Source organism: Nonomuraea sp. NPDC005692 (assembly GCF_040631115.1).
GTDB lineage: Bacteria > Actinomycetota > Actinomycetes > Streptosporangiales > Streptosporangiaceae > Nonomuraea.
This window is the reverse complement of record NZ_JBEXYU010000049.1, coordinates 39656-57815: the sequence shown is the minus strand read 5'-3', so window position 1 is coordinate 57815 and position 18160 is coordinate 39656. Positions and strand designations below refer to the sequence as shown.

Below are 18160 nucleotides of genomic sequence, written 5' to 3'. Positions count from 1 at the left end.
TACTCGATACGAGTGGGTTTGAGTGGTGTTAAGTCGTGTGCTCTTCCGATGCGGCCGCCTCGACCGGGGAGCCGGCGCCGGGGCGCGGCGGCGAGCCCGCCGCGCCCGGGTTGTCGGACACCTGCCGGTCTCCTTACTTCGCGCCGAGGTCGGCGACGTCCACGGTCCAAACCGGGTGGTACTCCAGGCCCGTCACGGACGCGGCCGACACGATGTTCTGGCTCGGCTGGATCAGCGGCACGAACGGACCGGAGGTGTTGAGCTTGGTCTGCAGGTCGGCGTAGGCCGCCTTGCGCGCCTCGTCGCCGATCGCGGTCGCGGCCTTGTCAGTGGCCGCCTCGATCTCCTTGGCCGCGCCTTCCTTCCAGCCGGCCCGCAGGCCCACGGTCTTGCCGGGCGCGAAGGCCAGGTAGTCGCTCGGGTCCGGGTAGTCGGGGCCCCAGTACCACAGGCCCATCTCCTCCTTGCCGTTGCGGTAGTTGTCCAGCGCGGTCGTCACCGGCGCGGGCTGGAGGTCCACCGTGATGCCGACCTCCTTGAGGTTGGCCTGGACGCGCTCGGCCAGCGGCTGGAACGACAGGCCGTTGACGGTCAGCTCGCTCGGGAACTCCAGCTTGACGGTCGGGTTCGACACGCCGCTGGCCGCCAGGGCCGCCTTGGCGCCCTCGACGTCCCGCTTGGGGGCCTGCTCGGGCGGCAGCGCGCCGAGCAGCTGCGACGGGATCACGCCCGGCGCCTGCGTCGAACCCTCGCCGGCCAGCTCCAGCAGGCCCGCGTAGTCCACGCCCTTGCGCACGGCCTCGACGAACTTGGCGTTCGGCGTGGTCTTGCTGACGCCCGAGTCCTGGTTGGCCAGCAGGAAGATGACGTTCGCCGAGGCGGTCTTCTTCACCTGCAGGGTGGAGGGCATGTTGGTGACCTGGTCACCGGACAGGTTCAGCGCCACCTGGCTGTCGCCGCGCTGCACGTTGAGCTTCTGCGTGGCGGCCTCGACGTTGCGGATGACGACCTTGTCGTAGGCCGGCTTGGTGCCGTAGTACTTGGGGTTCGCCTTGAGCGTGACCTGGCTGCTCACGTTGAACGACTCGATCGTGTACGGGCCGGACCCCGCCGAGGAGGCGTTCAGGTACTGCTCGGCCTTGTCCTGGGCGTCGGCCGTCGCGCCGTGCTCCTTGGCGACCTTGCTGTTGAGGATGCCCAGCGCCGGGTTCGGCAGGATGTAGGGCAGCGCCGGGTTCGGCGCCTTCGACGTCAGCGTGATCGTCGAGTCGTCGGTCTTGGCCACCTCGACGCCGTCCAGCAGGAACGACGGGGTGCCCTTCATGTCACGCACGCGGTTGAGCGAGAACACCACGTCGTCGGCGGTGATCGGCGAGCCGTCGGCGAAGGTGGGGCCCTTCTTGAGCTTGAGCGTCAGCGTCTTGCCGTCCTCGCTCAGCTCGTAGGACTCGGCCAGCGCCGGGACCGGCTTGGTCACGTCGGAACCGTCGAAGGTCAGCAGCGTCTCGTAGACGGCCTTGCCGACGATGAGCCCGGTCGGCTCGTAGGTGCGGCCGGGGTCGGCCGTCTTGAGGTCGAACGACGTGTCGATGACGAGCGTCTTCCCACCGCCACCGGAGGCCGCCGGGGTCTGCGAGGTGCCGCCGCTTCCGCAGGCGGCGAGGGCGAGCGCACCGGCGAGCAGCACTGCCGCCGTCTGCGAGCGGTTCGCCATGGGGTCCTCCAAATTGGACGTTCGGGAGAAGGATGTCGAGGATTGTCCGGCAGAACGTCCAGGTCATGTGCGGTCCGTGAGACGGATATAAATGGTCGAGGTGTAATGATGAGTGATATTTCCAGAAATGGTGCCAGCGGCAGCGGTCAGCCTGGACGGATCGGCATCGGTCTCGAGCTGGACGACGTCCACATGAAGATCCTTGAGGTCCTGCGCGAGAACGGCAGGATCTCGGTCGCCGCGCTGGCCGAACGGGTGGGCATCTCCCGCGCGAACGCCTACACGCGCTTCGAGGCGCTGCGCGCCGACGGCGCGATCAAGCGCTTCACCGCGGAGATCGACCACGTGCGCGCCGGGCTCGGCATCACCGCGCTGATCTTCGTGACCGTGCGCCAGCAGATGTGGAAGCAGTTCAGGGCCGAACTGGCCCGGATGCCCGAGGTCGAGTACTGCGCGATCACCACCGGCCAGCACGACGCCATGATCCAGGTACGGGTCTCCGACGTGGCCGCCGTGCACACCATGGTGACCGACCGCCTGGCCAACATCCCGGCGGTCAAGGCCACCGAGACCGTGTTCATCCTGGACGAAGTGCTCAGGCGGCCGTACGTGCTGCCGTCCGACCGGGACGCCTCCCGTCCCGCGCGGCGGACACCCCAGGAGACGCAAGGGGACGTGCCGCTCGGCAAGATGCGCTTCGTCGGCGCCGCCGAAGGACGCGCCGCCCTGCGCAAGGACGGCTAGCCACCGCCCTGCGCAAGGACGGCTAGCCACCGGCCTGCGCAAGGACGGTTGGCCATCGGGCTGCGCGAGGACGGTTGGGCGCCGCCCCCTCGCCGGGGCGGCCGGTGCGTCGCCTGCTCCCGGCCTGCTCCCGGCCGGCCCTCTGTCGGAGGGCCGCCCGTCAGTGGCCGGTCAGGGGGCCGGGACCTCGGCGCACACGCTGACGTGCAGCGTGTCGTCGCCGTCGAAGCGGAACTCCTCGACCAGGCGCAGCAGCCCGTCCTCGCCCCGCTCGACTCGGCTGCTGCTCTGGCCGCCCGCCTTGCCGCCCGCCTTGAGCGCATGGGCGTAGGAGATGGAGACGTCGGCGCCGTCGCGCGTCCCGACGAAGCGGCCGTGGGTCACGGTGTCGCCCGTGTAGCTGCCCCACACCACGCCGTCGGCCTCCCAGTACAGGAACTCCGTCGGGCTGTCGGGGTCCACCGCGCTCGCCGTCGAGCTCACCATCACGAATTTACGGCCGTTGAGATTCACGCCGTCCATAGTCACCATTTTTCTGGATCATCACCGACCGGCTGGACGTTTGGTCAGAACGCCCGGTCATGATCAACGATCCGTCCAGCGGCGGCGCCGCCCCGGACCCCCGCGCGAGCAGGTTCTCGGCCTCCGGCGCCGCCCGGCGGCGCCCGACACGCTCGCCCGCGACTTTACCTGCCGGTAGCTGACACCAGCGTTGCATAGTGTGATAGTCATGTAACACTGTGTATTCGAGAAGATTTGGGAGATCTTCATGCTGGCGTACACGCTCTCGATCGTGGCGGCCGTGGGCGTGGTGGCGCTCACCGCGCTGGTGTTCCGGCTCACGAAGAAGGGCAGCGAGGACGCCGAGCCCGACGGGGTCTCGGCCGGTCACGCCGGGTCGATGTTGTCGGCCCTGTTCCTGCTGGTGTTCGCGATCGCGATCATCGTGCCGTGGACCACCGCCGACGCCGCCCGCCAGAACGCCCAAGCCGAGAGCCAGGCCGCGATCGACGCCTACTGGGCCGCGGCCGACCTGCCCGGCACGGCTCAGCAGACGGTCCGCACCGCGCTGCGCGACTACATCACCTTCGTGGTCAGAGACGAGTGGCCGCTGATGGCCGAGGGCCGGATGGACCCGGTCGGCGCCGCCCGGCTCGACGCCATGCGCAGCCGGGTGAGCGCCGTCGCCGCCAAGACCGACGACGACAAGGACGCCCGCGACACCGTGCTCGAACGCGTCGCCGCGATCGCCTCCGCCCGTTCGCAGCGCTCGATGGACGCCGCCGCCACCCCGCCCCAGGGGCTGCTGTTCCTGACCGTGCTCACCGGTCTGCTGGTCGTCGTCTTCCCCTACCTGGCCGGCGCGCGGCCACGCGGCCTGGCGTTCCTGCCGCTGCTCGCGATGGCCGCGATGCTCGGCTTCGGCACCTATCTGACCTGGGACATCTCCCACGCCTTCGCCGGGCCGCTGGCGGTCGGGCCGCAGGCGTTCCAGGGCGCGCTGCAGGAGTTCTCCCGCATCGCCGGGGGAATGTGACCGTGGGCGCCAGGCGCGCGCCGCTGCTGCTGGCCGCCGCTCTGCTCGCCGCGAGCGCGGCCGGTCCGGCGGCGGCCGACCTGCAATCCCCGGCGTCCGGCATGCGCGCACGTCCGTCGCAACTCCCGAGCCCGGGGATCACGATCCACGGGAGGCCGGGGAGCGACGGCCGTGGCGGGCCGGTGGTGTCGGTGCCGGGTGCGCAGATCTGGGACGATCCGGGGCCGCGCGTGTCGGTGCCGGGCGCGCAGATCTGGGACGACCCGGGGCCGCGCGTGTCGGTGCCGGGCGCGCAGATCTGGGACGACCCGGAGCCGCGGGCGTCGGTGTCCATGCGGCCCGGCGGGCGGGCGCCGCGGACGGGCGTCCCCGTGCCGCGCGTGTCGATCGGCCCTGACTCGGTGTGCGTGTACGGGCCGAGCGGCAGCGTCGAGGTGGGCGACTGCCACGTCCGCCCGTCCCCGCCGCCTCCGCCTCCGCCGCCTCGCTCGTCGCCGCGGCCGACACCGCGCCCCACGCTGACGCCCGCTCCGCCGCACACGCGGAGGCCGGTGCACCGTCCCACGCCCCGGCCGGTGCGCGTGGCACCTCCGGTGCGGGTGCCCGTCCAGGAGGTCAGGCCGACGCCCAAGCCCACCCCGACGGTCGCGGTGCGCAAGCGGGTCAAGCAGGTTCAGGCGCCGCCGAGGCGCAAGAACCCGCTCGGCACCGTCCTGGTCATGGTGGTCCTGGTGACGGCGATCGCCTCCACGACCGCGGTCGCGTTCAGGGTCCGCTGACGCCTCCGGCGGGGTCGGGCTCGACGGCGGTGGCCGGTGCGCGCCGGGATGCGAGGATGGCGGTGTGTCCGAGCGTGACGAGGAACCGCCCACCGGGGGCGGTTGTGGCGGGGAGTCGCTGACCGGTGGTGGCGGTGACCGGGAGCGGGTGACCGGTGGCGGCCCTGACGAGGGGTTGCTCACCGGGGGTGGTTGTGACGGGGAGTTGCTGACCGGGGGGGTTGTGACGGGGAGTTGCTGACCGGGGGCGGCGTCAACCAGGTGGTGCGGGTCGGTGCCACCGTGCGCCGCCCGACCGGCCCGTGGACGCCGTCCGTGCACGCGCTGCTCGCCCACCTGGCCGCCCGCGGCTTCACGGGCGCGCCGGCCGGGCACGGGATCGACGCCCAGGGCCGGGAGGTGCTCGACTTCGTCCCCGGCGAGGTGCCCGATCATCCGTTGCCCGCGTACGCCCGTTCCGACCGGGCCCTGCGCGACGTCGCCCGGCTGCTGCGCCGCTACCACGACGCCACCGACGGGTTCCCGCCCGACGCCGGGGCCGCCTGGTATTTCCCGCCGCGTGAACCCGCCGAGGTCATCTGCCATGGGGACGTCGCGCCGTACAACTGCGTGTTCCGCGACGGGCGGCCGGTGGCCCTGATCGACTTCGACACCGCCCACCCGGGGCCGCGCATGTGGGACGTCGCCTACGCCGCCTACCGGTTCGTCCCGCTGAGCGATCCCCGCCACGACGGGGCTGGTCCGGTGGAGGAGCAGGCACGCAGGCTGCGGCTGTTCGCCGACGCCTACGGCCTGGCCGAAGGTGACCGTCCGGCGCTGCCCGCCACGGCCGCCGACCGGCTGGCGCACCTCGTACGGCACATGCGCGAACGCGCGGCGGCCGGGGACCGGGCCTTCGCCGCGCACATCGCCCGCGGCGACGACGCGCTGTACGACGCCGACCGCGAGCACGTCCTGTGCCACCGCGCCCTGTTCGCGGCGGCCCTGACCGAGCCGCCACCCGCGTGACCCGGCCGGGCCTCGCCATGGGAACGGCGGGCCTCGCCGCCCGGACCGGCCGGGTGGGAAGAGCGGGCGGGCGCGCGGGGTTGCACTCGACCGTGGAGACGACCGAGGTTGTGGTGATCGGGGCTGGGCAGGCGGGGCTGTCCAGCGCGTACTTCCTGCGGCGGTTCGGGATCGGGACGATCGTGCTCGACGCGGCCGCGGGGCCCGGAGGCGCGTGGCGGCATCGGTCGCCGTCGCTGACCATGGACAAGGTGCACGGGATCTTCGACCTGCCCGGCGTGCCGGACGGGGTGGAGGCGGCCGGTGACCGGCCCGCGGCGGAGGTCGTCCCGGAGTACTACGGCGACTACGAGCGGCGGGTGGGGCTGGAGGTCCTGCGGCCGGTCAAGGTGACGGCCGTCCGGGAGGGGGAGGACGGACGGCTGGTCGTGGCGGCGGACGTGGGGGAGTGGGCAGCCAGGGCCGTGGTCAACGCGACCGGCACCTGGACCCGTCCGTACTGGCCGTACTACCCGGGGGCGGCCGGCTTCCTGGGCGAGCAGCTTCACTACGCGGGGTATCGGGGGCCGGCGGCGTTCGCCGGTCGGCGGGTGGTCGTGGTCGGGGGTGGTGCCTCGGCGATGCACGTCTTGTCGGAGGTGGCCGGTGTCGCCGCCGGCACCGTCTGGGTCACCCGGCGTCCGCCCGTCTTCCGGGGCGACGACTTCGGCGAGGACGCCCGGCGTGAGGCCGTCGCCCTGGTGGAGGCGCGGGTGCGGGCCGGGTTGCCGCCGCAGAGCGTGGTCAGCGTCACCGGGCTCGGGTACAGCGTCGTCGTGCGGGAGGCGATGGCCAAGGGGGCGCTGGAGCGGCTGCCGATGTTCCGCCGCCTCACCCCGTACGGCGTGGAATGGGCCGACGGGCGGCAGACCGCGGCGGACGTCGTCGTGTGGGCCACCGGCTTCCGGTCGGCGCTCGACCACCTCGCGCCGCTGCGCCTGCGTGAGCCGGGCGGCGGCATCAAGGTGGACGGGACGCGGGTCGTCCGGGAGCCGCGGCTGCAACTCGTCGGTTACGGGCCCTCGGCCAGCACGGTCGGCGCCAACCGCGCGGGCCGCACCGCCGCCGGCAACATCCGTGCCCTCCTGACCCCACGCCCGGCGGTCCGGGCCGCCTGACCTCGCGACCGGCCCTTTCCGCGGCCTGGCCTCGCGTCCAGCGGACCGGGCCGCCTGGCCCCGCGTCCGGCCCTTCCCACGGCCTCACTTCGTTTCCGGCGGTTCGGGCTGTGTGCCCTTGCGGCGTGTCACCCGACTGCGCGTCCGGTGGCCTGGTCCGGTGTGTGGTGGGCTGGGCCCGTTTTGCCGGGTCCGGGCCCGGTCCTGCGCGGGGGGTCAGTTCTCGGCGACGCCGAAGGCGGTCCAGCCGAGGTCGGGGAAGCCTGCCGCCTTGGCGACGGCGGCCGAGGCGGTGTTGCTGACCGCGTGCATGTACGTCGGCACCGCCCCCTCGTCCAGCACCCGCCGCGCCGCCTGCGCCACCAGCCGTCTGGCCAGGCCGCGTCCCCGGGCCTCGGGCGCGGTCACCACCGACAGCTCCCGTCCGAAGCGGTCGTGCCGCTTGATGCCCACTCCGGCCAGGTGTTCGCCGGTCTCGGGATCCACGGCCACCAGCACCTCGCCGCCGAACACGCGCAGCCATCCGGGCACGGCGTCGTCCGTCGCGGGCACCCACTCACCGGCGTCGGGCAGGGACGCGGGCTCGGTGGTCCACCGGAAGACGGCGTCGAACCAGCCGCGATCCCCATATCCGATCAGCTCGGGGATCTCCCGGACCGTCCGCGCGGCGCGCACCCGCGCGACGTGCTCGGGCGGCACCGACAACATCGCCCCCTCCGGGGTGCCGACGCCGATGGCCGGGTGCACGCGGCCATCCCAGGCGGGCAGCGTACGCAGCGGCGAGCCCGTGACGTCGAGGTTTCCCGTGGGCGGCCAGGCCCCGAGCCATTCGCGCAGATGATCGGTGAGAGCCACGGACCTACTATAGGAAGTAGGAAAAATACCGATTGCGACAGGGGGTCGGTTACTCCTGCGAAGGGGCTCGACACGGCGTGTTACCTTCGGCTAGCGTCCTGACATAAGGATCTTTATCCGGTCAGGAGGGCCCGACATGGCTGTTCCCGGTTACACGGAGATCCGGGAACTCGGTCACGGAGGAACCGGCCGCGTCATGCTCGCCGTACGCGACTCCGACGGCTTACCGGTCGCGATCAAGCACCTGTCCGAAGCCCTGCGCGCGGACGGCGAGTTCGCCGCCCGCTTCCGCGCCGAGGCCGGGGTCATCGGCGAGATCGACAGCCCCCACACCGCCCGCCTGCTGGACTACGTCGAGGCCGGGGACACGTCCGTCATCGTGATGGAGCTGGTCGACGGCGTCACGCTGCGCCGCCTGATCGCCGCCGAGGGCGGCACCGGCGTGGAGGCCGCGCTCACCCTGCTGAAGGGGGCCCTGCTCGGCCTCGCCGAGGCGCACCGGCGCGGGGTGGCGCACCGCGACTTCAAGCCCGAGAACGTCATCATCACCCCGGACGGCGACAGCAAGCTGGTCGACTTCGGCGTCGCGGCCCGGTTCGGCGAGACCGGCGCCCTGGCCGGCACCCCCGCCTACATGTCCCCCGAGCAGTGGGAGGACGCCCCGGCCGGCCCGGCCTGCGACGTGTACGCCGCCGCCCTGGTGTTCTACGAATGCCTCACCGGCCGCCGCCCGTTCACCGCCGCGAACCTGGCCGCCCTGGCCTTCCAGCACCAGCACATGCCGCCCCCGCTGGAGCACGTGGACGGACGCCTGCGCGGGCTCGTCGAGCACGGCCTGGCCAAGGACCCCGCCCACCGGCCTGCCTCGGCCGAGGCGTTCCTCGCCGAGCTGGAGGAGGTGGCGCGCGGGACGTACGGCGCGGGATGGGAGCTGCGCGGGCGGTCCGGCCTGGCCGTGCTGGCGATGCCGTTCGCCGCGCTGCTGCCGTCGGCCGGGACCGGCGGGGGGATGGTCGAGGGCCTCGGCGGAGGGATCATCGGGGGGAGCGGTGCGGAGAACGGCGCCGCGACTGGCACCAGCGTGGTGCGCAGCTCGTTGGGGGCGCCGGCCAAGCTCGCGGTGACCGGCGGGCTGGTGCTGGCGACGGCGGCGGCGGTGGCGTCGACGTTCGTGATCTGGAGCGGCTCGCCCTCGCTCGACAGCGGCACCGCGATGCCGCCGGAGTCCATGGGGAGCTCGTTCACGACGCCGCCCGTCTCGCCGGATCCGGTGCTGCCCGTGCCGAGCGGGTCCTGGACGGTCTCGCCGCCCGCGACGGCCACCGCCGGGCCCAGCGGGCATCCGACCGTGCCGACCGCGGCGACCGTGCCGACCGCGGGGCCCGCGTCGTCCGCGCCTCCGGCGCCGCCCGCCACGAGGGCCTCGAACAGCCGGCCGCCGAGGCCGACCAGCGGGCCGTCGGAGTCGGGGCCGCCGAAGTCCGGGCCGCCGAAGTCGGAGCCGCCTTCGGAGCCGCCGCCCACGCGGTCGTCGCCGCCGTCCACCCGGCAGTCCGCCACCGGCGGCCCGGTTCCCAGGCCGCCCGCCACGAGCGCCCCCGCTCCTGAGCCCTCCGCCAAGCCGCCCGCCAAGAGCCACGAACCGCTCCTGTCCGTCTCGGTCGGGTTGTCGCTCGGCGGGTCGCTGCTCGGCCGCGGCGGGGGCGGGCTGCTGGACGCCGACCTCGACGTCGGGCTGGGCTCCAGCCTGCTCGGCATGCTCGTGGTGCCCGGGTCTGCCCTGCTCGGAGGGCGTATCGCGGTCAGACGCGCACGAAAATCACGCAGTCAGGAAAAGTCATGAGTTGCGGGGAATGAGGCTTGATCCCCTACTATCAGCGTCGGAAAGAGGGCGTCCCGGACTCTGATTAGCTCCTGACCGGACCCTGCCCTGCGGCTCAGGCTAAGGAGGACAGTGGCGGTCGCCTCCCCCGCCGTGGGCCACGTGGCGCGGGCCGTGGTCGCCGTACTCGCCGGGCTGCTGCTGATGGCGGGCAACGCCTCAGCCGGGCACACGGCCCCCAAGCCCTCGGTGAAGCAGCTCAAGAAGGAGCTGGCCGCGCTGAGCAAGGAGTCGGACCGGCTCATCGAGGAGTACTACAACAGCCGCCGCGCCCAGCAGCAGGCCGAGAAGACGGAGAAGAGCGCGCGCGAGCGGCTGGCCGCCGCCCAGGAGGTCTACGACCGGGAGTCCCTCCAGCTCAGGACGCTGGCCGTGGCCCAGTACATCGGCGGCGAACCCAACCAGATCGCCCTGTTCGCCGGCAGCCAGAACCCGGACGCGCTGCTGAGCCGCCTGGCGCTCAGCCGTCACCTCATCGACGTCCAGGACGCCCGGCTGCGCGGCTACGCCAAGGTCAGGGACGAGCGCCGCAAGGCCGAGCAGGAGGCCGCCGCCCGCGCCGAGGAGCTCGGGACCGCGGTGTCCGACCTGGAGCGGCGCAAGGAGAAGGCCGAGAAGCTGATCGAGAAGATCAGGGACCGGATCGACAAGCTCTACACGGCCCCGGGCGTGCGCCGCCCGGACGGCACGTGGGTGCCGCAGCTCCCGGACGGCTCCGAGAACATCACGCCCCGCATGCGCCTGGTCAAGACGCTGATCAAGGAACGGTTCGTGGTGCCGTACGGGATCGGCTGCTTCCGGACGATCCAGGACGGCGGCGAGCACCCGCTCGGCCGGGCCTGCGACTTCATGCTCAGCCACGGCGGCGCGATGCCGTCGGCGGCCGAGGTCAAGCGCGGCTACGAGATCGCCGACTGGGCCATCAAGAACTCCCGGCGCCTCGGGATCATGTACATCATCTACCGCCAGCGCATCTGGCACGCCAGGACGGGCACCTGGCGGACGATGTCCAACCGCGGCGGCACGACGGCCAACCACTTCGACCATCCGCACATCTCGGTCTACTAGCTCGCTCCGGGGCGTACCCGCCCGCGCGGCTTCAGGCGGATGGAGGGCAGCGCCGGGGCGGGCAGCGGCTCGCCGTCGAAGCCCTCGACGGCGCCGAAGCCCTCGCCCTCCGCCCACTCCTTCCGGAAGGCGGCGATCTCCTCGTGGGAGCGCCCCACGAAGTTCCACCACATGACGATCTCCTCGCCGAACGGCTCGCCGCCGATCAGCAGCACCCGCCCGCGCCCCGACAGCCGCAACGTCTCGGGGCCCGGCGGCAGGTAGCGCAGCGCCCCCGGCACGGCCTGCTCGACCTCGCCGTCGAGCAGCAGCAGCCCGTGCTCGAAGGCGGGGTCGAGCGGCACCTCGCCCGCGCCGTCGACCGTCACCTCGGCGCCCACCAGAGGGGTGTAGGTGGTGGCGGGCGAGGTCACGCCGCCGAGCGTGCCCATGATCACGGTGGCGTCGAAGCCGGGGCCGGACAACACGGGCAGGGTGGCGTGGTGCTCGAAGGCGGGGGCCGTGCGCCGGTGGGCCTCCGGCAGGGCCACCCAGAGCTGGACGCCGTGCAGCGTCGTGCCGGGCGACTCCTCCGAGTGGGAGATGCCGCGCCCGGCCGTCATCAGGTTGAGCCGGCCGGGGCGCACCCGGCTCAGGCTGCCGACGCTGTCGCGGTGGAGCACCTCGCCCGCGACCAGCCAGGTCACCGTCTGCAGGCCGGTGTGCGGGTGGGGCGGCACGCGCATCAGCGCCGGCTCGGGGCCGTAGGCGTCGACGAAGCACCAGGCGCCGACCATCCGGCGGTGCACGCCGGGCAGCGTCCTGCTCACCCGCATCGCGCGCGGGCCGCCCAGCGGCACCTCGCGTCCGGTCAGCACCTCGCTCCGGTCGCCGGCGTCGGCGGCGCAGCGGAGTTCGCGGGGGTCACGTTCCATGTTGCTCACCCCATGACTGTAGGGGGCCGTACGACCCCCCACATCCGGCGTCTTTCGGACGTGACGGCTATCCCAGGGTCTCCCACCAGCCGTCGACGGACTGGACGGCGGTCACGTCCACGCCCTCGCCCGGCCGGGGCACCACGATCTCGACGTCGCGCGCCTTCGCCTCCCGCCACAGCCGGTCGACCGGCTCGGCCCACGGGTGCAGCGCCAGCGTGAACGTCGCCCAGTGGACCGGCAGCAGCAGCTTGCCGCCGAGGTCGAGGTGGGCGTTGACGGCCTCCTCCGGGTTCATGTGGATGTCGGGCCAGGCCGGGCTGTAGGCGCCGATCGGCATCAACGTCAGGTCGAACGGCCCGTGCGTGGCCCCGATGCCCCGGTAGCCCTGGAAGTATCCTGAGTCGCCGGCGTAGAACACCCGCTTGCTCGCCCCGGCCACCACCCACGAGCCCCACAGGGTGTCGTTCCTGGTGAAGGCCCGCCCCGAGAAGTGCCGGGCGGCGGTGGCGACGAAGCGCAGGCCCGCCACCTCGGCCTCTTCGTCCCAGTCGAGCTCGATGATCCGGTACAGCGGCACGCCCCACCGCTCCAGGTGCGCGCCGATGCCCAGCGGGACCAGGAACGGCGCCTTCTGGGTGCGCGTGAGCGAGCGCACGGTGGCCATGTCGAGGTGGTCATAGTGGTCGTGCGAGATCGCGATCGCGTCGACCTGCGGCAGGTCGCCGATGTCCAGCGGCAGCGGGTGGTGCCGCTTGGGGCCGACGAGCTGGGAGGGGGAGACCCGGTTGCTCCACACCGGGTCGAACAGCACCCGCCTGCCCTCGATCTCCACCAGGGTGGAGGCGTGGCCGTACCAGACCGCGCGCAGGCCGTCGGCCGGCGGCGGGCCGGACGGCGGAAGGCGCAGCGGGATGGGCCCGGCCGGATGTCGTTGCTCCTTGTTCCTGGCCATCTCGGCCAGCAGGCCCACGGGGGGCGTGGTCATCAGGGCGGTCGGCTCGGACATGGGGTTGACGAACGTGTCGCCCCTGAACTGCGGCGAACGCCGCATCCTGCCCACCCGGTCCGGCCCTGACGTCAAAGGTCGCACGCCCAGCTCGGCCGGTATCCCGCGCAACGCCCACCCGGCCGCGGCGGCGAGCGCGCCGCCCGCAAGGATCCGCCGTGCGGTCCGCATTCCTGCCATTGCCCACACTCCCCTGGAGATGATGTCCATCCCGCCCAACCGGGCGGGATTCCCCGGTGTTCCCGTTCTACGATATATCGCGATAGTTCATACCGTCTTGATCGCTCCGCCGTCGATGACGTAGTCGGCGCCGTTCACGCTCGCGGCGTGCGGCGAGGCCAGGTACGTCACCAGGGAGGCGACTTCTTCCGGTTCGACGAACCTACCGGTCGTCATTCCGGTGACCGACGGCAGCCCCGCGAGCAACTGCTCGTGCTCCATGCCGAGCGAGGCCGCCAGGGCGGCGCCGTACCCGTCGGGGGCCTCCCACAGCGAGGTGCGCGCGGCGCCGGGGGAGATGGTGGCGACGCGCACCCCTTGCGGGCCGAACTCCTCGGCCAGGGCCTTGCCGAACGCCGTCAGCGCGGCCTTGGCGGTGGTGTAGACGACCGGACCCATGTGCGGCACGCGGGCGCCGTTGGACGAGATGTTGATCACAGTGCCGCCGCGCCGCAACAGGCTGGGCATCGCGGCCCTGGTGGCCCGCACGGCGCTGAGGAAGTTCAGGTCGTACGACTGGCGCCAGGCGTCGTCGTCGAAGCCGAGGAAGCCGTTGAGCTGCCCCTCGCCGCCGTCGCCGCCGCCCACGTTGTTGACCAGGAGATCGATCTCGCCCAGCTCGGCCAGCGCGCGTTCGGCCAGCTCCACCGGGCCCGCCGCGGTGGACAGGTCGGCGGGCACGGTGATCGCGCCGGTGCGCTCCAGCTCGGGGGAGATCGTACGGGCCGCGGCCACGACCCGCATGCCCTCCGCCGTCAGCGCCTCGACGATCGCCAGCCCCAGCCCCCTGCTCGCGCCGGTGACGACGGCGGTCTTGCCGGTGAGTCGCATGTCCATGTGAATCGCCCTTCTTGCATCAGTGGTGATGCGATGACTCTAGAACTTGCAACACTGATGACGCAACTCCGTCTTGAACGGGTACTGTCATGTACCCTCTGGGGTGTGAGTGGGACGACGCGGGCCCTGCGGTCCGACGCGGAGCGGACCGTCCGGACGATCCTGGAGGCCGCCGAACGGGTGCTCAGCAGGAACCCGGCGGCCAGCATGGAGCAGATCGCCGAGGCGGCCGGGGTGGCGCGCACGACCGTCCACCGGCGCTTCGCCTCCAGGGAGGCGCTGGTGGAGGCGATGACCGAGTGGGCCACCCGGCAGTTCGCCGCCGCCGTGGACGCCGCCCGTCCCGAACAGGCGCCGCCCCTGGTCGCGCTCTACCAGGTGACGGCCAACGTGCTGCGGGTGAAGATCGACTGGGGGTTCGCGATGAGCCGCGGGCCGTCGGCGGGGGCCGAGGTGGCCCAGGTGCACTCCGAGGTCGAGGCGAGGTGCGACCAGCTGTTCCGGCAGGCGCGGGTGGCCGGGGTGCTGCGGGAGGACGTGGAGCCGGAGTGGGCCCGGCGGGTGTACTACGCGCTGATCCACGAGGCGGCACAGAGCCGCGACGGCGAGCCGGAGGCGCTGGCGGGCCGGCTGGTGGACACCTTGCTGCGCGGCGTGGGCCCGGGCCACGGCCTTCCCCCCACCCCGAGCCCTCCCGCCGCCCCGCCCGCCTCCCCGAGCCCTTCGGAGTAGGAGGTTCGTTCGGTCAGGGGTTGCGGGCCAGGGCGTCGCGGCGCTCGTCCGGGCGGCGTTCCGGGTGGGGCCACGGGTTCGGACGGCAGCGGCCCAGCGACTTCGACTGCTGGACCATCACCGGAGCCGGCAGGCCGGGGCCCGGGCAGGCGCGATGGCCGTGCCCCAGGCTGTGGCCGACCTCGTGGCTGATGAGGTAGTCGCGGTAGGCGGCCAGGTCGCCGTCGTACTGCGGGACGCCGTCGGCCCAGCGGAGCGCGTTGATGACCGAGCGCGTCCCGTTCCAACATGACAACGTGCCGCCGGTGCGCAACGGCAGGCACTGGCGGACGGTCAGCCCCGGGCTGGACAGTGCCACCCGCACCCGTACCGGGCCGTGGTCGACGCGCTGGAAGCGGGCCCATCCGCGCGGGTCGTTGAGTGTCCGGTGCACGGCGGCCGCGAACACGGGCCCGTCGATCGGCAGGCCGCGTTCGACCTCCACCAGGTACCGCACCACCTCGCCCTCTCCCGGCCGGGCGGGCGCGCCGCCGGGCACCACGGCGTACGAGCCCGAGGCGGCGTACGGCACCTTGACGTGCTCGGCGGGAAGGGGGATCGGCGCGGGGACCGAGGGGAGCGGCGGAGGTGTGGCGGCGGGAGCGGCCCGTTGAGTGGGGGGCTCGGGCCCTTCCGTTCGTTCCGGGGCGGAGGCGCATCCGGCGGCCAGCAGCAGGATGATCAGCAGCGCGAACAGCGGCAACGCGGCCTCCCCACGAGATCACGGTGGGGAGAAATCCACCATATCCGCGCAGTGTCGCCTGGATCATGCCGGGGTCTGGCCAAGGGGTCGCGCGGACAGGCGCGCGACTGCCGCGCCTCGGCTGTTCTTACGAGGCGATCGCCGACACCATCTGTACCTCGACGAGATCGCCGTGGACGGCTCCCTCACCAAGGCTCCCGGAGGTGGAGTGGCGGCCGGGCGTTACCTGGCACGTCGGACGCACCCACTCCTGCCAGCGGACGCCCGCTGCTGCGAGCGGCGCGAATCGCCGGCCATGACCGCGCCCTGCCCGTACGGTCTCCTACGACCCCGGGTGGAAGCCCGGAGAGCCCAGCTCCGCGAACCAGCTCAGTGGCTCGGGCGCGGTGAACGCGGTGGTCATCGCGTCCAGCCAGGCGGCGAACGTGGGGAAGTCCGGGGTGGAGTTGTCCGGGTCCTCCCAGCTCCCGTCCTCGACGTAGCGTGCGCGCCCTTCCTGGTCGTCGTAGTGGTGGTAATAGACCGGGTATTCGCCGTCCGCGTCCGGCTGGGTGACGTCGAAGCACCAGACCGCCTCGTTGTCCGCGTCCGCGAGGGCGAAGCCGACCAGGTGGTTGGTGGACAGCCACCGGCCGTCGCCGCGGTCCACACCCTCGGGCATGTGCACGAGATCGGAGTTCAGCTCGACGATGGCGTCGTCACCGACGACGACGAACTCGATGTACTCGTTGGACGAGACGTCCCGGCGCTTGCAGGCAAAGGTGTTGTGCTCGGCGAGGAAAGCCCGGTAGCTGGGCGGAGCCGTCCAGTCGACGGTTCCGAAATGGGGCTTCAGCCCAGTCTCGCGGTTGCGGACGGCTTCGGCGGAGGCGGGTTCCGACGCCGTGATGATGACCGTTCCGGATTCGGCGGCGCGGTGAAGGATTGCCAGACTCTCGTGTATCGACATCGCGGTCCTTGATCGGGGGATCGTACGGCTATGTGGGCGTGGCTCATCAACTGTCAGGTGCCTGATTGTGGCCGATGACCACGATCGGCGGAGTGGGCACCTCCTGTCCGGGCCCGCGGACAGCCTCCGTCCGCACCGATCCGCGTGGCCTTTTACGCCGACCTACCGCCAACCCCCGCCATCCGGACGCGGCACGCCCCGCTCACGTCCTGGGTCGGCCTGCCGTCTGGGGGCGGCGTCGTCGGTGTCGGCGCCCGATGGACGCCTTTCCTCCATCGCGGGGACCTTCGCCGGGCGTCCACCAGCCGGCCTGGTCGGCGCGGGGGTCCGCGCCGGCCCGCGGTTTCGGCGGGCCTGCTGGTGGTCAGACGGTGCGGGGGGCGTAGGGGGTGAGGTCGATGGGGGGTTGTTCGTCGAGGGCGAGCTTGGCGACGAGTTCGCCGGTGAACGGGCCCGCCGTCAGCCCGTACGCGCTCAGCCCCGTCGCCACGACCACCCGCGGCGTGAGCCGGCCGATGAGCGCGGGGCCGGGGGCGTTGACCGGGCGCAGGCCGACCCTGGTCTCCGACACCGTCGCCCCGAACAGGCCGGGCGCCACCCGCAACCCCGCCTCGATCACCTCTTCGAGCCCGCCCATCGTGACCCGGGGCGCGAACCCGACGTCCTCCACGGTCGCGCCGATCACCACCCGCGAGCCGGGGAACCCCAGCAGGTACGGCCCGCTCCTGGGCAGCACGATGGGCCAGAACGCGGTGTCCACGCCGTCGAGGGTGGCGTGCAGGATCTGCCCGCGCCGGGGGAACACCGGCAGCTCCACCCCGAGCGGACGGCACACCTCGCCCGTCCACGCCCCGGCCGCCACGATCACGACGTCCGCCTCCAGCGGGACGCCCTCGTCGGCGGGCACGCGTTCGGCCACGAAAGGGGCGGCGGGTTCGGCCGGTGGGACGGGCACGACCGGCTCCACGGGCGGGGCGGGCGCGGGGGCCGGGGCGGGGCCGCCGGGGGAGCCGTCCGGAGGGCCGCCGAAGGGCGCGTCGCCCGCTGCGCCGACCGGTCCCTCGTCGGACGCCTCGAACGGGCTCTCGGTCAGGCCGCCGGTGGCGGACGGCGTGTCGCCCGGCGCGTGGGGAGCGGCCTGGCGCCAGGAGGTGGTCCGGCCGCTCACCGCGCCGGCTCCCGGCCCCGGCTGGGCCCACTGCGGCCCGTTCCCCGCCGGGATGTCCTCGTCGGCGGCGTGCAGGCGCACTTGTCCGTCGGGGGTGAGGACGGCGCTGCCGTGCAGCACCTCGGCGCCCCGGGCGACGGCGGCGCGCAGCAGCGCGTCGCGTACGGCGCTGCCGTCCACCCGGGCGGCCCCCGGCACGAGGAGCGCGCTGAGGTCGTCGGACAGCGGCGGGAACAGGTCGGACGGCGTGAGCACGTCGGTGACCTCGCCCATCTCGGGCGCGTCGGCGTAGCGGCGGCGCAGCAGGGCCCGCACCGGTTCGAGGTCGACCGGGTCCTCCGCCACGAGCAGGGCCCCGACCTTGGCGTAACCGATGTCCTCGCCCAGGGCCTCGACCAGCCTGGGGTAGTGGCGGGCGCCCTCGCTGGTCAGCCGGTACCAGGAGTCGTCCTCCGGATGGTCCACCCACGGGCACACGATGCCCGCGCCCGCCTGGGTCGCCTGGCCCTGGGAGCCGCGGTCCACCACGGTCACGGCCACGCCGCGGCCGCTCAGGTAGTAGGCGGCGCTCGCCCCGACGATCCCGCTGCCGATCACCACAACACGCATGCCCACATGATCGCAGGCGCGAGCGATCTCGGACGATGACCGGATCGTGCGCTTACCATCCGGATACTCCCTCACGCCCATCCACGGGGCTACGGGGACCGCTCGCTGCTACAGGACCGTCTGCTCCTACAGGACCGCCCGCCACCAACTGCAGGACCGCCACCAACCACAGGAACGCCCGCCACTGCGGGAGCGGGCCGGTGCGGGCAAGACCTGTGTGGGCAGGACCGGGGCGGG

General features: G+C 73.0%; 18 protein-coding genes. 8 read left to right on the top strand and 10 right to left on the bottom strand.

Annotated features, from left to right (window positions below; translation table 11 throughout):
* Window positions 1-133: 133 nt before the first annotated feature.
* Both ABZ459_RS49255 and ABZ459_RS49250 read right to left on the bottom strand, forming a co-directional pair.
* Window positions 134-1714: an ABC transporter substrate-binding protein gene (locus ABZ459_RS49255; protein WP_357987276.1), complete on the bottom strand. Its 1581-nt coding sequence runs from the start codon at window positions 1712-1714 to the stop codon at window positions 134-136.
* Window positions 1715-1777: 63 nt separating this feature from the next.
* Window positions 1778-1906: a hypothetical protein gene (locus tag ABZ459_RS49250; protein ID WP_357987273.1), complete on the bottom strand. Its 129-nt coding sequence runs from the start codon at window positions 1904-1906 to the stop codon at window positions 1778-1780.
* Here ABZ459_RS49250 and ABZ459_RS49245 point away from each other — a divergent pair, their 5' ends adjacent.
* Window positions 1907-2458, top strand: coding sequence for an Lrp/AsnC family transcriptional regulator (locus tag ABZ459_RS49245; protein WP_357987270.1), 552 nt, complete (start codon window positions 1907-1909; stop codon window positions 2456-2458).
* A gap of 171 nt (window positions 2459-2629) precedes the next feature.
* Here ABZ459_RS49245 and ABZ459_RS49240 read toward each other — a convergent pair whose 3' ends face one another.
* Complete coding sequence (locus tag ABZ459_RS49240) at window positions 2630-2980, bottom strand: hypothetical protein (RefSeq protein WP_357987267.1); 351 nt, start codon at window positions 2978-2980, stop codon at window positions 2630-2632.
* A gap of 247 nt (window positions 2981-3227) precedes the next feature.
* On the opposite strand from ABZ459_RS49240, the gene ABZ459_RS49235 reads away from it, so the two are divergent.
* The 4 genes from ABZ459_RS49235 to ABZ459_RS49220 all read left to right on the top strand — a co-directional run bounded on the left by ABZ459_RS49235 (window position 3228) and on the right by ABZ459_RS49220 (window position 6939).
* On the top strand, window positions 3228-3995 hold the full coding sequence (locus tag ABZ459_RS49235; RefSeq protein WP_357987264.1) for a hypothetical protein: 768 nt from the start codon (window positions 3228-3230) through the stop codon (window positions 3993-3995).
* A gap of 2 nt (window positions 3996-3997) precedes the next feature.
* A complete protein-coding gene (locus tag ABZ459_RS49230; RefSeq protein WP_357987261.1) occupies window positions 3998-4774 on the top strand; it encodes a hypothetical protein in 777 nt (258 codons plus the stop codon).
* A 234-nt stretch (window positions 4775-5008) separates the two neighbouring features.
* Window positions 5009-5782, top strand: a complete 774-nt coding sequence (locus tag ABZ459_RS49225; RefSeq protein WP_357987258.1) for an aminoglycoside phosphotransferase family protein — start codon at window positions 5009-5011, stop codon at window positions 5780-5782.
* A gap of 92 nt (window positions 5783-5874) precedes the next feature.
* Window positions 5875-6939 carry an NAD(P)-binding domain-containing protein gene (locus ABZ459_RS49220; RefSeq protein ID WP_357987255.1) on the top strand — a complete coding sequence of 355 codons (1065 nt, stop codon included), beginning with the start codon at window positions 5875-5877 and terminating at the stop codon, window positions 6937-6939.
* A gap of 216 nt (window positions 6940-7155) precedes the next feature.
* On the opposite strand, the gene ABZ459_RS49215 is transcribed toward ABZ459_RS49220, so the two are convergent.
* On the bottom strand, window positions 7156-7794 hold the full coding sequence (locus tag ABZ459_RS49215) for a GNAT family N-acetyltransferase (RefSeq protein WP_357987252.1): 639 nt from the start codon (window positions 7792-7794) through the stop codon (window positions 7156-7158).
* Window positions 7795-7930: 136 nt separating this feature from the next.
* Between ABZ459_RS49215 and ABZ459_RS49210 the strand changes: the two genes are divergently transcribed.
* Both ABZ459_RS49210 and ABZ459_RS49205 read left to right on the top strand, forming a co-directional pair.
* Window positions 7931-9637, top strand: a complete 1707-nt coding sequence (locus tag ABZ459_RS49210) for a protein kinase (RefSeq protein WP_357987249.1) — start codon at window positions 7931-7933, stop codon at window positions 9635-9637.
* A gap of 111 nt (window positions 9638-9748) precedes the next feature.
* Window positions 9749-10744: a hypothetical protein gene (locus ABZ459_RS49205; protein WP_357987246.1), complete on the top strand. Its 996-nt coding sequence runs from the start codon at window positions 9749-9751 to the stop codon at window positions 10742-10744.
* On the opposite strand, the gene ABZ459_RS49200 is transcribed toward ABZ459_RS49205, so the two are convergent.
* From ABZ459_RS49200 to ABZ459_RS49190, 3 genes are all read right to left on the bottom strand, one after another.
* Window positions 10741-11667 (bottom strand): pirin family protein, encoded by a 927-nt coding sequence (locus ABZ459_RS49200; RefSeq protein WP_357987243.1) that lies wholly within the window; start codon window positions 11665-11667, stop codon window positions 10741-10743. The genes ABZ459_RS49205 and ABZ459_RS49200 overlap by 4 nt on opposite strands.
* Window positions 11668-11725: 58 nt before the next feature.
* Entirely contained in the window at window positions 11726-12838 is a 1113-nt protein-coding gene (locus ABZ459_RS49195) for an MBL fold metallo-hydrolase (protein ID WP_357987240.1), read from the bottom strand.
* A 96-nt stretch (window positions 12839-12934) separates the two neighbouring features.
* Complete coding sequence (locus ABZ459_RS49190; RefSeq protein ID WP_357987237.1) at window positions 12935-13723, bottom strand: SDR family NAD(P)-dependent oxidoreductase; 789 nt, start codon at window positions 13721-13723, stop codon at window positions 12935-12937.
* Between the two features lie 105 nt (window positions 13724-13828).
* On the opposite strand from ABZ459_RS49190, the gene ABZ459_RS49185 reads away from it, so the two are divergent.
* Entirely contained in the window at window positions 13829-14455 is a 627-nt protein-coding gene (locus ABZ459_RS49185; RefSeq protein WP_357987234.1) for a helix-turn-helix domain-containing protein, read from the top strand.
* A gap of 13 nt (window positions 14456-14468) precedes the next feature.
* Here the strand turns inward: ABZ459_RS49185 and ABZ459_RS49180 are convergent, their stop codons facing one another.
* The 3 genes from ABZ459_RS49180 to ABZ459_RS49170 all read right to left on the bottom strand — a co-directional run bounded on the left by ABZ459_RS49180 (window position 14469) and on the right by ABZ459_RS49170 (window position 17923).
* Window positions 14469-15197, bottom strand: coding sequence for a DUF3152 domain-containing protein (locus tag ABZ459_RS49180; protein WP_357987231.1), 729 nt, complete (start codon window positions 15195-15197; stop codon window positions 14469-14471).
* Window positions 15198-15519: 322 nt separating this feature from the next.
* A complete protein-coding gene (locus ABZ459_RS49175) occupies window positions 15520-16146 on the bottom strand; it encodes an SMI1/KNR4 family protein (protein WP_357987228.1) in 627 nt (208 codons plus the stop codon).
* Window positions 16147-16510: 364 nt separating this feature from the next.
* On the bottom strand, window positions 16511-17923 hold the full coding sequence (locus ABZ459_RS49170; RefSeq protein ID WP_357987225.1) for an FAD-dependent oxidoreductase: 1413 nt from the start codon (window positions 17921-17923) through the stop codon (window positions 16511-16513).
* Between the last annotated feature and the right edge of the window lie 237 nt (window positions 17924-18160).

What these genes read in the sequence shown, in the direction of transcription:
- ABZ459_RS49240 (WP_357987267.1), bottom strand. Translation starts at nt 2,980, where the DNA reads ATGGACGGCGTGAATCTCAACGGCCGTAAATTCGTGATGGTGAGCTCG.
- ABZ459_RS49255 (WP_357987276.1), bottom strand. Translation starts at nt 1,714, where the DNA reads ATGGCGAACCGCTCGCAGACGGCGGCAGTGCTGCTCGCCGGTGCGCTC.
- ABZ459_RS49175 (WP_357987228.1), bottom strand. Translation starts at nt 16,146, where the DNA reads ATGTCGATACACGAGAGTCTGGCAATCCTTCACCGCGCCGCCGAATCC.
- ABZ459_RS49210 (WP_357987249.1), top strand. Translation starts at nt 7,931, where the DNA reads ATGGCTGTTCCCGGTTACACGGAGATCCGGGAACTCGGTCACGGAGGA.
- ABZ459_RS49170 (WP_357987225.1), bottom strand. Translation starts at nt 17,923, where the DNA reads ATGCGTGTTGTGGTGATCGGCAGCGGGATCGTCGGGGCGAGCGCCGCC.
- ABZ459_RS49245 (WP_357987270.1), top strand. Translation starts at nt 1,907, where the DNA reads ATGAAGATCCTTGAGGTCCTGCGCGAGAACGGCAGGATCTCGGTCGCC.
- ABZ459_RS49235 (WP_357987264.1), top strand. Translation starts at nt 3,228, where the DNA reads ATGCTGGCGTACACGCTCTCGATCGTGGCGGCCGTGGGCGTGGTGGCG.
- ABZ459_RS49190 (WP_357987237.1), bottom strand. Translation starts at nt 13,723, where the DNA reads ATGGACATGCGACTCACCGGCAAGACCGCCGTCGTCACCGGCGCGAGC.
- ABZ459_RS49195 (WP_357987240.1), bottom strand. Translation starts at nt 12,838, where the DNA reads ATGCGGACCGCACGGCGGATCCTTGCGGGCGGCGCGCTCGCCGCCGCG.